This window comes from Mycobacterium sp. NGS18 (genome assembly GCF_059813185.1).
Window position 1 is genome coordinate 348,671 of record NZ_JCALEC010000002.1, and the last position, 13,654, is coordinate 362,324.

Annotated in this window: 13 protein-coding genes; 6 read left to right on the forward strand and 7 right to left on the reverse strand. The window is 69.4% G+C overall.

Translation table 11 applies throughout. The features are described from left to right. Position 1 precedes the first annotated feature (1 nt). On the reverse strand, positions 2–1,081 hold the full coding sequence (locus AC5Y31_RS05125) for a class I SAM-dependent methyltransferase (protein WP_499978593.1): 1,080 nt from the start codon (positions 1,079–1,081) through the stop codon (positions 2–4). A 109-nt stretch (positions 1,082–1,190) separates the two neighbouring features. On the opposite strand from AC5Y31_RS05125, the gene AC5Y31_RS05130 reads away from it, so the two are divergent. Further along, positions 1,191–1,880 carry an SHOCT domain-containing protein gene (locus AC5Y31_RS05130; protein ID WP_499978595.1) on the forward strand — a complete coding sequence of 230 codons (690 nt, stop codon included), beginning with the start codon at positions 1,191–1,193 and terminating at the stop codon, positions 1,878–1,880. A 62-nt stretch (positions 1,881–1,942) separates the two neighbouring features. Here the strand turns inward: AC5Y31_RS05130 and AC5Y31_RS05135 are convergent, their stop codons facing one another. Genes AC5Y31_RS05135 through AC5Y31_RS05145 form a run of 3 tightly spaced genes read right to left on the reverse strand, consistent with a single transcriptional unit; the run spans position 1,943 to position 5,458 of the window. Beyond that, complete coding sequence (locus AC5Y31_RS05135; RefSeq protein ID WP_499978598.1) at positions 1,943–2,569, reverse strand: MBL fold metallo-hydrolase; 627 nt, start codon at positions 2,567–2,569, stop codon at positions 1,943–1,945. Beyond that, entirely contained in the window at positions 2,566–3,651 is a 1,086-nt protein-coding gene (locus AC5Y31_RS05140) for an S-(hydroxymethyl)mycothiol dehydrogenase (RefSeq protein ID WP_499978600.1), read from the reverse strand. The genes AC5Y31_RS05135 and AC5Y31_RS05140 overlap by 4 nt, the downstream gene beginning before the upstream one ends. Before the next feature lie 4 nt (positions 3,652–3,655). After that, positions 3,656–5,458, reverse strand: a complete 1,803-nt coding sequence (locus AC5Y31_RS05145) for an N-acyl-D-amino-acid deacylase family protein (protein ID WP_499978602.1) — start codon at positions 5,456–5,458, stop codon at positions 3,656–3,658. 95 nt (positions 5,459–5,553) lie between these two features. Between AC5Y31_RS05145 and AC5Y31_RS05150 the strand changes: the two genes are divergently transcribed. The 3 genes from AC5Y31_RS05150 to AC5Y31_RS05160 all read left to right on the forward strand — a co-directional run bounded on the left by AC5Y31_RS05150 (position 5,554) and on the right by AC5Y31_RS05160 (position 8,078). Beyond that, positions 5,554–6,585: an AraC family transcriptional regulator gene (locus tag AC5Y31_RS05150; protein WP_499978605.1), complete on the forward strand. Its 1,032-nt coding sequence runs from the start codon at positions 5,554–5,556 to the stop codon at positions 6,583–6,585. A gap of 11 nt (positions 6,586–6,596) precedes the next feature. Continuing rightward, the gene (locus AC5Y31_RS05155) at positions 6,597–7,439 is read left to right on the forward strand and encodes a serine hydrolase domain-containing protein (RefSeq protein WP_499978608.1); all 843 of its coding nucleotides are present in this window, start codon (positions 6,597–6,599) and stop codon (positions 7,437–7,439) included. Between the two features lie 126 nt (positions 7,440–7,565). Further along, entirely contained in the window at positions 7,566–8,078 is a 513-nt protein-coding gene (locus AC5Y31_RS05160; RefSeq protein WP_064855248.1) for a DUF3145 domain-containing protein, read from the forward strand. Positions 8,079–8,151: 73 nt separating this feature from the next. Here the strand turns inward: AC5Y31_RS05160 and AC5Y31_RS05165 are convergent, their stop codons facing one another. Continuing rightward, on the reverse strand, positions 8,152–9,048 hold the full coding sequence (locus tag AC5Y31_RS05165) for a diacylglycerol kinase (protein ID WP_499978614.1): 897 nt from the start codon (positions 9,046–9,048) through the stop codon (positions 8,152–8,154). Then, positions 9,045–10,625, reverse strand: a complete 1,581-nt coding sequence (locus AC5Y31_RS05170) for an FAD-binding oxidoreductase (protein WP_499978985.1) — start codon at positions 10,623–10,625, stop codon at positions 9,045–9,047. The genes AC5Y31_RS05165 and AC5Y31_RS05170 overlap by 4 nt, the downstream gene beginning before the upstream one ends. A 56-nt stretch (positions 10,626–10,681) precedes the next feature. Here AC5Y31_RS05170 and AC5Y31_RS05175 point away from each other — a divergent pair, with 56 nt between their 5' ends. Further along, positions 10,682–11,260 (forward strand): TetR/AcrR family transcriptional regulator, encoded by a 579-nt coding sequence (locus AC5Y31_RS05175; protein WP_065024944.1) that lies wholly within the window; start codon positions 10,682–10,684, stop codon positions 11,258–11,260. Further along, a complete protein-coding gene (locus AC5Y31_RS05180; protein ID WP_499978617.1) occupies positions 11,257–12,795 on the forward strand; it encodes a glycerol-3-phosphate dehydrogenase/oxidase in 1,539 nt (512 codons plus the stop codon). The genes AC5Y31_RS05175 and AC5Y31_RS05180 overlap by 4 nt, the downstream gene beginning before the upstream one ends. 66 nt (positions 12,796–12,861) lie before the next feature. Here AC5Y31_RS05180 and AC5Y31_RS05185 read toward each other — a convergent pair whose 3' ends face one another. Then, positions 12,862–13,428, reverse strand: coding sequence for a methyltransferase family protein (locus AC5Y31_RS05185; RefSeq protein ID WP_499978620.1), 567 nt, complete (start codon positions 13,426–13,428; stop codon positions 12,862–12,864). Positions 13,429–13,654 lie beyond the last annotated feature (226 nt).

Sequence of the window (13,654 nt, forward strand, 5' to 3'; positions counted from 1 at the left end):
GTTACGCCACTCGTTTGGCCAGCACCACCAGCGCCAGCGGAATCTGCACTTGTTGCGGGCTGCTCGCCAGCCGAGCGGCGACCCCGGCCTCCAGGCGCTGCACGAACTCGGCCGCCCGCGGGTCGCCGGCCCCACCGGCCAAAGCCGCCGCCAGGGCCGGAAAGACCGCGGCGCTGGTGAAGGCGGACCACTGGGCGCCGAGAGCGCCCGCGTCGCCGTCGAGCAGATAGCGGTCCCAGAACCGGTCCTCGGCGTCGAACACGTCCAACCGCTCGATCGTCAGCGCTTCGAATCTTCCAGCGGGGGCGAACGGTGCGCGCAGTTCCTTCTCGCTGCGCGCGAGCACGGGGATGGTCATGCGGGTGACCTCGTCGCGGCTCATGAAGCCCTCGCCGACCAGTTCGTCGAGCACCGCCACGATCGCGTCGAGCACGGGCCGGTAGCCCGACCGGCCCTGCGCGTCGACCGCAGCGGTCAATACCAGCAGCTTGCCGCCTGGGGCCAGTTCCCTTCCGCGGAAGGCCAGGAAGTCCTGCCAGTCCTGGGCGGCCCGACGGGCGTACTCCTGCCGGGCGGCCGCGTCGTCGCTGTGCTCGACATGGACGTGATCGTCGAATTCGGGCAGTTCCGCTGCCGGCCGGCGCAGCCACATCGTCGCCCAGGACGTCCAGGCCAGGTTGACGCTTTGCGACGGCAGGATCTGGGCGTAGAACGAGCGGCCTATCGCCGACGGGAAGCTGGCCGCGTCCCTGCGGGTGTAGCTGTCCGGATCATCGGCCAGCGTGCGGAACAGTGCGGTGAAGTCGTTGTCGGGCAGGTCGGTGTGGGTCACCAGGACGGCGTGGTCGGGCCGGGTGCGCCGGCGGAAGGCCGCGATAGCGGCGCCGATCGGCAGCAGCGAGTTGTAGCCGGTGGCGGCGCCGTAGTCGGCGACGACGATCGGACGCGGCGCGGGAGGCAGCGGAACAGTCGCCGCCAGCTGCTCGAACACCGCGGTGGCATGGCCCAACCCGGCCGCTTGCAATCGCCGCGAGGGGGTTCCGGCGGGCTCCGGGCGGACGACGATGCTCGACTCTGGCATGGACACCTCCGACCGGTTTCGGCGATACCTCCGACGGTAGCGAATGCGGCGGCAGCCGGTCCGGCGCCGGCGGGATCGGTTCCGGGGCCAGGCGTGGCACACTGCCCGAATGAGCGCTGCACGGCCGGTCCGACGGCTTGCGGTCCCGGTCTCGGTGGCCCTGATGGTGGTCGGGGTCGTCGGTTTCGTGGGCGCGCTGGCCCTCAACGTGTTCGTGCTGGACCGCTACAACGCCTACGGCGAGGTGCCGATCCCGGGGACCGGCACTATCAGGCTGCCGGCCGGGGAGGTGACGGTGAGCCTGCATACCCGGGTGATCTCCAGTCCCAGCGGCGGTGGCCTGCCGGTCCCGCCGCTGAGCCTGCGTCTCGAGCCGCCGGCCGGGGTGGCCGACCCGGAGTTCACCGAGAGCATCGGTGGCACCACGACGGTCAACAACGACGCCCGGCGGCGGTTGTGGCGGATGCGAGTGGCGGCGGCGGGCGACTATCAGATCAGCACCGATGGGCAGGTCGGCGGCTTCATCGCTCCGCGGCTGGCTTTCGGGGCGCCCAGTGCCTACGGGTCGCTGGTGTGGGTGTTCCCGGTGGTGTTCGGGATCGGCATCGTGGGCCTGATCGCAGCGCGGTACTGGCCGGTCCGCGGCCGCAGCCCTGCGCCGGCCGGCGCGGAGTTCGTCCCCGACGGCGAGGGCGTTCGGATCGAGCAGCTCAAAACCATTACGGCACTGCGCGACTGCGGGGCGTTGACGCAGGCGGAGTTCGAGGCCGAAAAGCGGCGAATCCTCAACGAACGCTGAGGGTCAGTGGCCGTGCCGAATTGGCCACTTCCTCCGCACCGCTCGTTCCTCGCGGTGCATCGTCAGTGGCCGCGCGCCACCCACTCGTCGTAGTTCACCAGCTCATCCCCGATACGGGTGCTGTCGCCGTGGCCGGTGTAGACGACGGTGTCGGCCGGCAGTTTTCCGAGCTGCTCGGAGATCGACGCCAGGATCGTCGGGAAATCCGAGAACGAGCGTCCGGTGGCTCCCGGGCCGCCGGAGAACAGCGTGTCGCCGCTGAACACCGCGCCCAAATCCGGCGCGTACCAGCACACCGAGCCCGGCGAGTGGCCCGGAGTGTGCAGTGCCCGGATCTCGGTACCGGCCACCTGCAGCGTCTGGCTCTCCGAAATCGGCTCAAAGTTCTTGTCCGGGTGCGTCATCCACCACAGCATCTCGTCGGCCGGGTGCAGCAGCACCGGCGCATCGAGGGCTTCGCCGAGCTGCGGCGCCACCGTGATGTGGTCATTGTGGCCGTGCGTACACACCACCGCCGTCACCGTGCGACCGCCGACCGCGTCGAGGATCGGGGCCGCGTCGTGGGCGGCGTCGAAGACCACCACCTCGGAGTCGTCACCGACGATCCAGATGTTGTTGTCGACTTCCCAACTGCCGCCGTCGAGTTCGAAGGTGCCGCTGGTGACCACACGCTGAATCGGGCTGCTCACAGCACCACCACCGAGCGCAGCACCTTGCCGTCGTGCATCTTGTGGAATGCCTCCTCGACGTCGTCGAGGCCGATGCGTTCGGAGACGAATCTCTCCAGCGGCAGCCGGCCCTGCAGGTACAGGCTGATCAGGGTGGGGAAGTCGCGTTCGGGCAGGCAGTCGCCGTACCAGGACGACTTCAGCGACCCGCCGTGGGAGAAGAAGTCGATCAGCGGCATCTCCAGGCGCATCTCCGGTGTCGGGACGCCGACCAACACCACGGTTCCGGCCAGGTCGCGGGCGTAGAACGCCTGCTTCCAGGTCTCGGGGCGCCCGACCGCATCGATCACCACGTTCGCGCCGAAACCGTCGGTGAGCTCCTGGATGGTCTCGACCGGGTCCTGGGTGCGGGCGTTGATGGTGTCGGTGGCGCCGAAGTCGCGGGCCCAGGCCAGCTTGGTGTCGTCGGTGTCGACGGCGATGATCTTCTTCGCACCGACCAGGGCGGCGCCGGCGATCGCAGCATCACCCACACCGCCGCAACCGATCACGGCCACGGTGTCATCGCGCGTCACCGCGCCGGTGTTGACCGCCGCGCCCAGACCGGCCATCACTCCGCAACCCAGCAACCCGGCCACCGCCGGGTCGGCGGCCGGATCGACTTTCGTGCACTGGCCTTCATGCACCAGGGTCTTCTCGGCGAAGGCGCCGATGCCCAGCGCCGGGGTGAGCTCGGTGCCGTCGGTCAGCGTCATCGGCACCGAGGCGTTGAAGGTGTCGAAGCACAGGTGCGGCCGGCCGCGTTTGCAGGCCCGGCACTGCCCGCACACCGCGCGCCAGTTCAAGATCACGAAGTCGCCGGGAGCGACCGCGCTCACCGCCGAGCCCACCGCCTCCACGGTGCCGGCGGCCTCATGGCCCAGCAGGAACGGGTAACTGTCGTTGATGCCGCCGTCGCGGTAGGTCAGATCGGTGTGGCACACCCCGCAGGCGCTGACAGCGACGACGACGTCGTTCGGCCCCGGATCGGGAATCACGATGTCGGTCACCTCGACCGGCTTGCCCTTTTGCCGCGAGATCACCGCGCGCACCGTCTGACTCATGGGCTCAACCATAGGTGGCCGGGGCGGCGCCCGGCGCGGTGGCTTGCGCGGCGACCGCGGGGGTGCGGGTATCGGCGCGCAGGAAGCTGCCGGTGCGTTGCGTGCCGAGCACATCGGTGGGCCGGCCGTCCAAGACCACCGCGCGACCCGAGATGAACACGGCCTCGACGGTGTCGTCATTGCGGTTCACCATGCGTGACATTCCGCCGTACTGCGCGAAAGACTCCTCGGCGTAGGCGTCCAACGTGGCGTCGAGGCGGTCGGGGTCGACGACCACGACGTCGGCGCGGTCGCCGACCCGCAGATGGCCGGCGTCGATCCGATACCAGTCGGCCAGTTCGCCGGTCAACCGGTGCACCGCCTGCTCGACGGTCAGAAACGCCTGCCCCGCTCGTTGGGCGTCGACGACGTGGCGCAGCAGCCGCAGGCCCATGTTGTAGAACGCCATGTTGCGCAGGTGCGCCCCCGCGTCCGAGAAGCCCATCTGGATGCCGGGTTCTGCGGCGAGTTGCTTGAGCACCTCGGGCCGGTCGTTGGAGATCGTGGTGTGCCAGCGCAGCGCGGTCCCGTGTTCGAGCACCAGGTCGAGGAACGCGTCGACGGGATGCACCCCGCCGCGCTCGACCCCGACCTGCCCGAACGACTTTCCGATCACCGAGGCGTCGGGGCAGTCGACGATCTCGGCGTCGAAGAAGTCGCGGTGCCAGACCCGGGGCCCGTACTTGTTGGCGTAGTCCTTGCGGAAGCGCCGCCGGTAGGACTCGTCGCGCATCAGCTCGTCACGCTCGACCGACTCCCGCAGATGCAGCGCTTCAGCGCCCGCGCCGAACTCCTCGAAGATCACCAGGTCGATGCCGTCGGCGTACACCTCGAACGGCACCGGCAGGTGCTGCCAGCGGAAATCGGCGCCCAGCTTGGTCAGCATGCGTGACGCCTTGACCATGGCCGGAATCGCCAGCCGGTTGCTCTTGACGTCGGCGGCGGCCAGCAGCGTGGTCTTGAGCGGCCGGCGGAAGATCCCCAGGGCCTGCGCCAGCTGCGAGATCACGTCGAACGGGTTCTTGACGTCGGGGCCGGCCTGCAGAATCCGTCCGCTGCGGCGCAGCTTCGACTTGAGTCGGCGCAGTTCTTTCGCCTTGGCATAGGTCGACGGCAATGTCCGCGAGCGGCATACGTCGCCGTCCATCTTGTCGAAAAGCAGCTGCTGGGAAGACATTCCGACGAATCCCGCCTGCAATGCCTCGTCGAGCATCTGTTCCATCCGGGCCTGTTCGGCCGCGGTGGGCCGGACGTCGGAGCGGGTGGCGCGGTCCAGCCCCATGGTCGCCGAGCGCATGTCCGAATGTCCGATGAACGCAGTCACGTTCGGGCCGAGCGGCAGTTTCTCGAGGCTGGCGATGTAGTCCGCACAGCTCGACCAGGTCTTGAACCGGTCGATCGTGTCGACCACGTACTGCCGCGGGATGGCCTCCACCCGCCCGAACAGGTCGCCGGCATCCGGGCCGTCGACGTGGATGGTGGACAGCGAACAGGAGCCCACCAGCACGGTGGTCACGCCGTGGCGCACCGATTCCGACAGCGATGGTGCGGTGAGGATCTCGACGTCGTAATGGGTGTGGATGTCGATCAGGCCGGGCATCACCCATTTGCCCGCCGCGTCGATCACCTGGGGGCAGCCGGCCTCGTCGAGCGGTTCGGCGCTGATGGCGACGACGTGCCCGTCGCGGATGCCGATGTTGCGGATCGCCGAGGGGGCGCCGGTGCCGTCGAACCACCGGCCGTCGCGGATCACGGTGTCAAAGCTCACGGGGAGCTCCTTTCAAGCGGGATGCTGTTCCCAGCATGGCCCTCGGCCGGCCCGAAGTCTTGACATCAGCGGACATTTCTTTGACAGTTGCGGACATGTCGGTGGTGCGCGGGACGGCGCTGTCCGGTTACCCGGAACTGGTCAGCGAACTCGGCGGTGATCCGGCCGAGTTGCTCGCCGCTGCCGGGGTGCCGCCCGCGGCGGTCGGGACACACGAGGTGTTCGTGCCGTACCGCGCGGTGATCCTGGCCGTTGAAGGGGCGGCAAGTGCGACCGCCACACCGGATTTCGGGCGGCGGCTGGCGCTGCGCCAAGACATCGGCAACTTCGGGCCGCTGGGGGTGGCGGCGCGCACGGCCGCCACCGTCGGTGCCGGCTTCGCGATCGTGGAACGCTTCCTGTCGGCCTACAGCCCGGCGATCTCGGCGCGGATCCAGCCGGGTGCGAGGCGCACCGAGTCGTTCTACGCCTTCGAGGTGCTCATCGAGCGGTCGCCGCCGCACCCGCAGACCACCGAGCTGTCATTGGGGGTGTCGCTGGGCATCATGCGGATGATGTTCGACGCCCCGTATGCGCCGCTGTCGGTGCACCTTCCGCACGAGCCGCTGACCCCGGTGCGCGAGTACCTGGCCTACTTCGGCTGTCGGCCGTACTTCGCCCAACCGGTCGCGGGTTTCACGTTCCGCACCGCCGACCTGGACCGCCCGCTGCACCGCGACGACCACGCCCATCAGGCCATGGTGCATTACCTGCGCGGCATCACCGCCGAGTCGTCGGGCCTGGCCGCATCGGTACGCGCCATCACCCGGCAGCTGCTGCCGACCGGCACGGTGACCCTGGGCCTGATCGCGGGCGAACTGGGCTTGCACCCCAAGGCATTACACCGGCGGCTGGCCGCCGAGCAGACCACGTTCGCCGCCCTGGTCGACGGGGTTCGTCGGGATGCCGCCGACCGCTATCTGCGCGACACCGACATCAGCCTGTCGCACCTGACCCGTGAACTCGGCTACGCCGAACAAAGCGTGCTCAGCCGGTCCTGCCGGCGCTGGTTCGGGTGCAGCGCGACCAGTCACCGCAAGGCGGTTCGCGCCGCGATCCGCGCGGAGGCCGGGCTCGGCAGGCTCTAGGCTGGCCTGCGATGTCCGCCCTCGACGCTCCCGGAGCCCTCGCTGCCCTCGACGACTGGCCGGTCGGTCACGCGGCCGCCGCGGTGATCGGCCCGCAAGGCGTGTTGGCTACCCACGGCGACACCGAGTGGCCGTTCTATCTGGCCTCGGTGACCAAACCACTGGTGGCCCGCGCGGTGCAGGTCGCGGTCGAGGAGGGGGCCGTCGAGCTCGACACGGCGGCCGGGCCGCCCGGGGCGACGGTGCGGCATCTGCTCGCGCACGCCTCCGGGCTCTCGGCGGACTCCGACCGGGTACTGGCCAAGCCGGGCACTCGGCGGGTCTACTCCAACCACGGCTTCGCGGTACTGGCGGCGGCGGTGCAGGACGCGTCGGGCATCGAATTCGGCCACTACCTGGCCGAAGCGGTGTTCGAGCCGCTGGGGATGGCGTCCAGCCGGCTGGACGGCGGTGCCGCGGCGGCCGGTTTCGGGGTCACCTCGACCGTCGCCGACCTGGCCGCCTTCGCCGGTGACCTGCTGGTACCGGCCACGGTGTCACCGCAGCTGCACGCCGAAGCCACCAGCGTGCAGTTCCCGGGACTGAACGGCGTGCTGCCCGGTTATGGGCCGCAGCGGCCGAACGACTGGGGGCTGGGGTTCGAGATCCGGGACGGCAAGTCGCCGCACTGGACCGGCGCGGCCAACTCGCCTCGGACCTACGGTCATTTCGGCCAGTCAGGCACCCTGATCTGGGCAGATCCGGCGATCGAGCGGGTGCTGGTGGTGCTCACCGACCGCGACTTCGGTGACTGGGTGACGGGCCGGTGGCCCGAGCTGGCTGACTCCGTCGTATCGGAGTACGCCCGGGACTAGCCAACAGGCGTCTCACAAGGCACAATAGACCCATACGACACTAGAATATGCAGCAGTATCACTGCTCAGCTCGGTTCCGCCAGGCCGTTGGGGAAGACGTCCCTCGTGGATCCGAAGGAGCAACTGATGCGCGCGACGAATCAATTCGCCGACGTGACCAGCGGCGTGGTGTACATCCACGCGTCGCCCGCGGCGGTGTGCCCGCATGTCGAGTGGGCGCTGACCTCGACGCTGAATGCCCAGGCCAAGCTCAATTGGACGCCGCAGCCGGCCATGCCCGGACAGCTGCGCTCGGTGGTCAACTGGGTCGGGCCGGTGGGCACCGGTGCCCGGCTGGCCAGCGCGCTGCGCTCCTGGTCGGTGCTGCGCTTCGAGGTCACCGAGGACCCCAGCGCCGGGGTCGACGGCCAGCGGTTCAGCCACACCCCGCAACTGGGGTTGTGGAGCGGGGCGATGAGCGCCAACGGTGATGTGATGGTGGGCGAGAATCGCCTGCGCACGATGATGGCGGCCGGCGCCGACGCGTTGGCCGCCGACCTGGAAACCGTGCTGGGCACTGCCTGGGACGAGGCCCTGGAGGCCTTCCGCGACGGCGGCGACGGCGCCGAGGTGTCCTGGCTCAGCCGCGGCGTGGGCTGAGTTCTCCTTCCGCGAGCAGACGTGAAAGCCCCCTTTTGAGCACGTAATTGGGGGCTTTCACGTCTGTTCGGCGTTATTGGGGCCGCAGGATCTGCAGCGCGCCCGGCACCGCCGACACCGTCACCGGCAGTGGGGCGACGAAGTCGCCGTCGGCGTAGGCGTTGATGCCCGGGCACTCCACCCGGATTGAGGTGGCTCGCCGGGTGCTCACCTCGTCCAGGCTCACATGGGTGCCCTTGAACACGGTGGGGAACAGCCGGATCAGCTTGGTACGCGAATCCGAGTGCACCATGGTGACGTCCAGCAAGCCGTCGGAATGATCGGCGCCCGGGCAGATCTGCATGCCGCCGCCATAGCTTCGGGTGTTGCCGAAGGCCGCCAGCGTCAGATCGATGTCGAGCGGCTCGTCGTCGTCGAAGGTCAGCCGGAACGGCAGCAGCCGCAGCTTGGAGATCTCCGCCACCATGGCCACGTTGTAACGCATCCGGCCATGCGGCCACCGCATCCGGTTGACGCGGTCGCTGACCAGCGAATCGAAGCCGGCCGCCATCACGGTGCCGAACCAAGACGGCCCGGCACCGTCCGGGACGATCCGGCCCAAATCGACCGTCTCGGTCCAGCCGTCGGCGACGACGTCGGCGGCGGCCTCGGGATCACCGGTGGGCAAACCGTATTCGCGGGCGTGATCGTTGCCGGTGCCGGCCGGGATGATGCCCAGCGGTACGTCGCCGAGGGCCAGCGCCTGCAGCGCCAGTGAGATGACGCCATCGCCGCCGGCCACCACCACCGCGTCGGTACCCGCGGCCAGCGCCTCGTCGAGCAACTGCCGGGCGTGCCGGGCATCGGCGCCGACGATGTGGTTGACGTCGACGCCGCGCTGCTGGAAACGGGCGAGTGCCCGCTCGGCGGCGTGCCGGGCGTTGCCGTGCCCGGCCGCCGGGTTGGTCAGCAGCGTGATCCGCTTGTTCACGGGATGAGTTTGCCGGGATTGAGGATTCCGGCCGGGTCCAGGGTGGCTTTGACCGCCCGCAGCACCTGCACACCGAGTTCGCCCACCTCGTCGCGCATCCAGGGCCGGTGGTCGGCGCCGACGGCGTGGTGGTGGGTGATGGTCCCGCCGGTGCGCATGATCGCTTCGCCGGCAGCGGTTTTGGCGGCCCGCCACTGCTCGATCGGGTTGCCGCGCTGGCCGGCGACGACGGTGAAGTACAGCGATGCGCCGGTGGGGTAGACGTGCGAGATGTGGCACATCACCAACGCCGGGGTGCCGCTGTCGGCGAGCGCGGTGGTCAATGCCTCGGTGACGGCGGCCTTGAGGGTGGGCAGGTTGGACCAACTCGTGGCGGTCTCCAGCGTTTCGCACAGCGCCCCGGCGGCCAGCAGTGAATCCCGCAGGTATGGCGCCGAGAAGCGGCCGTGTTCCCAGGCGCGTGCCGGTTGCTCGCCCAGCGAGGTGCCGCCCTGGGCGGCAAGCAGCGCCCGGGTTTCGGCGTGCCGGCTCTCGGTGTGCTCGGCGGTTCCTTCGAACAGCGTGATGGCCAGGCAGCCGCCGGTGATCTGCTGTTCGCCGATCTGCTCGGTGCTAGCCAGGTTGACACCGGTCTCGGCTTCGTCGGAGAGGCGGACGACGGTGGGGCCGGTGCCGGTCTGGGTGATCGCCCGCAGGGCCGCGGCGCCGGTGGCGAAGTCGGGGAACGACCACGCCTCATAGCGGGTGGTCGCCGGCACCGGATGCACCCGCACCCGGACGCGGGTGATGACGCCGAACACGCCCTCTGAGCCGATCAGCAATTGACGTAGGTCCGGGCCGGCGGCGGAGGCCGGGGCGCGGCCCAGATCCAGCACGCCGGCCGGGGTGATCGTCCGCAGGCCGCGGACCATGTCGTCGAATCGACCGTAACCGGCCGAATCCTGGCCGGATGACCGGGTGGCGGCAAATCCGCCGAGGGTGGCGAACTGGAAGCTCTGCGGGAAGTGACCCAGTGAGAAGCCGTGCTCGCCGAGCAGGCGTTCGGCGTCGGGACCGGTGACGCCGGCGCCGAATTCCGCTTCGCCGGAGATCTTGTCGAGGCTGATCAGTTCATCGAAGCGCCGCAAGTCCAGTGAGATCACCGCGGCGAAGTCGCCACGGATCGGGTCGAGGCCGCCGACGACGCTGGTGCCGCCGCCGAACGGGACCACCGCGATCCCCTGTTGGGTGCAGTAGCTCAAGATCGCGGCGACTTCGTCATCGGTCGCGGGCAACAACACGGCATCGGGCGCATCCTGGGACCCGGAGGCGTTGCGCCGCAACAGGTCCAGGGTGGACTTGCCTCCGGCGCGCAACAGCCGGCCGGCCTGATCGATCCGGCAGAACTGCTCGCCGACGATCGCGGCCAGTGCCTGGTGGTGGGTATCGGTAAGCGTCGACGGGCGCAGCGGGACCTGATCGGGGGCGACTTCGGCGACCGGGGTGCCCTCGATGCCGAGCGCCGCCTTCAGCAGCTGGCGGATGCCGTCGGACAGCGGTTTGGCGGCCGACGGGTCGCCCCAAGCGTTCCACTTCATCGGGGGAAGGAGGGCATCCTGGGCATCGGGCGCAGTCATGCGTTACAGTATTACATATGCTGTCAACTAGTAATGATGAGCAGCTCGATGTGGGGGAGCGGATCCTCGACTCCGCGGCGAGTTGTCTGCTCGCGCTCGGCGTTGAGCGGGTGACTTTGGCGGCGATCGCGCGCCGCGCCGGGGTCAGCCGTCCGACCGTCTACCGGCGCTGGCCCGACAGTCGATCGGTGATCGCCGCGCTGCTCACCGCGCGGGTCGCCGAGGCCTGGACGGACCTGGCGCGCCCCGGAACCGGACGTGAGGCGCTGGTGATGCGGATCGTCGCGGTGGCCGCACGGCTGCGACGCGACGAGGTGGTCATGCAGGTGCTGCATCACGCACCGGACCTGGCGATGGTCTACATCGCCGAGCGCATGGGAGCCAGCCAACAGCGGCTGATCGACCTGGCGGCCGCCGAGCTGGCCGATGCCCAGAAGACCGGCAGCGTACGGGCGGGTGACCCGCGTCAGCTCGCCGCGATGTGCCTGCTGATCACCCAGTCGGCGATCCAGTCCGCGCAGATCGTCGCGCCCCTCTTGGATGAGGATGCCCTGGCCGCCGAATTGTCCTACACGCTGAACAGGTACCTGTCGTGACAGCCGATGCGGCCCTCAACGCCGCGCGCCGCACCGCCGAGCTGACGGCCCTGGCTGAGGGCCCGGCTGTTGATGTCGTCGTGATCGGCGGGGGGATCACCGGCGCGGGAATCGCCCTGGACGCGGCCACCCGGGGCCTGCGGGTGGTGCTGGCCGAAAAGCACGACCTGGCGTTTGGCACCAGCCGGTGGAGCTCCAAACTGGTGCACGGCGGGCTGCGGTACCTGGCGACCGGCAACGTCGGCATCGCGCGGCGCAGCGCGATCGAGCGCGGAATTCTGATGACCCGCAACGCACCTCATCTGGTGCGGGCGATGCCGCAGCTGGTACCGCTGCTGGGCTCGATGCGCGGGCGCGACCGGGCCCTGGTGCGCGCCGGGTTTCTCGCCGGTGACGCCCTGCGCCGGCTGGCGGGCACCCCGGCGACGGTACTGCCGCGCTCGCAACGGATCTCGCGCGAACAGGTCATCGACTTGGCGCCGACCGTGCGCCGCGACGGACTGGACGGTGGGCTGCTGGCCTACGACGGACAGTTGATCGACGACGCCCGGTTGGTCACGGCGGTGGCCCGCACCGCGGCCCAGCACGGCGCGACGATCCTGAGCTATGTGGCCGCCTCGCAGGCCACCGGCGAGTCGGTTCGCCTGACCGACCAGCGTTCCGGTGAGTCCTTCGACGTCGCCGCGCGGGCCGTCATCAGCGCGGCCGGGGTGTGGGCCGCCGACCTCGACCCGGCGCTGCGGCTGCGGCCGAGTCGCGGCACCCACCTGGTGTTCGACGCGGCGGCCTTCGGCAACCCGACCGCCGCGCTGACCGTGCCGATACCGGGCGAGCTGAACCGGTTCGTATTCGCCATGCCCGAACAGCTCGGCCGGGTCTATCTGGGCCTCACCGACGAAGAAGCGCCCGGCCCGATTCCCGATGTGCCGCAGCCGACTCCGGCGGAAGTGTCCTTCCTGCTCGACACCGTCAACACCGCGCTGGGGACCACCCTGGGCGCCGGTGACGTCATCGGCTCCTATGCGGGTCTGCGGCCGCTCATCGACACGGGGGAGGGCCGCACCGCCGACGTCTCGCGCAACCACGCCGTCGTCGAATCGGAGTCCGGGGTGCTCAGCGTGATCGGCGGCAAACTGACCGAATACCGGCACATGGCCGAAGATGTGCTGGATCGCGCGGTGCGATTGCGGGCGCTGAGCGCCACATCCTGCCGTACCCGCGACCTGCCGCTCGTCGGCGCGCCGGATAACCCGGGATCGCAACTGCCGCTGACGGCCGACCTGCCCGAGTCGCTGGTGCTGCGCTACGGGGCGGAGGCGGCCAACGTGCTGGCCACCGCCACCTGCGGGCGGCCGGAAGATCCGGTCGCCGACGGGATCGACGTGATCCGCGCCGAATTCGAGTATGCGGTCAGCCACGAGGGTGCACTGACCGTGGAGGACATCGTGGATCGGCGGACCCGTATCGGGCTGGTGGCCGGAGACCGGGAGCGCGTAGTCGAGGTGGCGCGGGAGTTTCTCGCCGCGGCCGATTGAGCCGAGCTGAGACCGACACCGAGCTGCAGCGGGTGCTGTCGGCGATTCTCGCGCGCAGCTGGGCGCCTACAGGTACCGGCAAACCCGGCCGCAATACTCGGCATATTCGCGGCCGTAGTGCTCACGCATGAAGGCCTCCTCCCGCAGTACCTGACGGTTGAACAGCCACGTCGCGGCGAGCAGGTAGAGCAACGGGATCCAGGTTGGAAACACCAGGAACTGGCCGAGCAACACCAGGGCGAATCCGACGTAGATGGGGTTGCGGCTGATCGCGAACACACCCGAGGTCACCAGCTTGTCCGGGTGATCGGTGTCGATACCGACGCGGAAGCTGGTGCCGAAGGCCAGCAGGCTCAGTAGGACGAACAGCAGGCCCCCGAAGCAGACCGCGACACCGGCCCAGGCGATCGGAGCGGAGTTGAAGAACCGGTCGGCGGCGATCAGCGGCCAACCGAACGCACCGGCAAAAATGACGTAGAAGTAGATCAGCGCAAAGGGCGGGATCAAGAAGTCCGTCTTGTCGATATTCCCGAAGTGCAGCGCGTCGGTTCCGCTGCGCCGCAGCATGATCAGGCGAGCGGCAACCAGAACGGGGCACAGCGCGAGCGCCAGGGCGGCCAGATATCCGGGCATCGCAATCCCTCCGGTTCCGTGCGTTGGAAGACAGGTAATTCATCGTCTGATGAATTGTCTCGGGTTGGGTGCGAGTTGTCAAGGGCGTCGACGGGATGGCGATACCCGCGCCGCGGCGCGCGGACCCGGTTGCTGTGTGCGCCCATGTCTAAATTTGATTTTAGCGGCCTTGGATGGATCCGTCTGACCGACAGCGGATGACGGAGTGGCCGGAGTGAAAGCATAG

Coding starts and splice junctions, on each gene's coding strand:
- AC5Y31_RS05125 (WP_499978593.1), bottom strand. CDS start 1,081: ATGCCAGAGTCGAGCATCGTCGTCCGCCCGGAGCCCGCCGGAACCCCC.
- AC5Y31_RS05130 (WP_499978595.1), top strand. CDS start 1,191: ATGAGCGCTGCACGGCCGGTCCGACGGCTTGCGGTCCCGGTCTCGGTG.
- AC5Y31_RS05140 (WP_499978600.1), bottom strand. CDS start 3,651: ATGAGTCAGACGGTGCGCGCGGTGATCTCGCGGCAAAAGGGCAAGCCG.
- AC5Y31_RS05150 (WP_499978605.1), top strand. CDS start 5,554: ATGTCGGTGGTGCGCGGGACGGCGCTGTCCGGTTACCCGGAACTGGTC.
- AC5Y31_RS05155 (WP_499978608.1), top strand. CDS start 6,597: ATGTCCGCCCTCGACGCTCCCGGAGCCCTCGCTGCCCTCGACGACTGG.
- AC5Y31_RS05160 (WP_064855248.1), top strand. CDS start 7,566: ATGCGCGCGACGAATCAATTCGCCGACGTGACCAGCGGCGTGGTGTAC.
- AC5Y31_RS05170 (WP_499978985.1), bottom strand. CDS start 10,625: ATGAAGTGGAACGCTTGGGGCGACCCGTCGGCCGCCAAACCGCTGTCC.
- AC5Y31_RS05175 (WP_065024944.1), top strand. CDS start 10,682: ATGCTGTCAACTAGTAATGATGAGCAGCTCGATGTGGGGGAGCGGATC.
- AC5Y31_RS05185 (WP_499978620.1), bottom strand. CDS start 13,428: ATGCCCGGATATCTGGCCGCCCTGGCGCTCGCGCTGTGCCCCGTTCTG.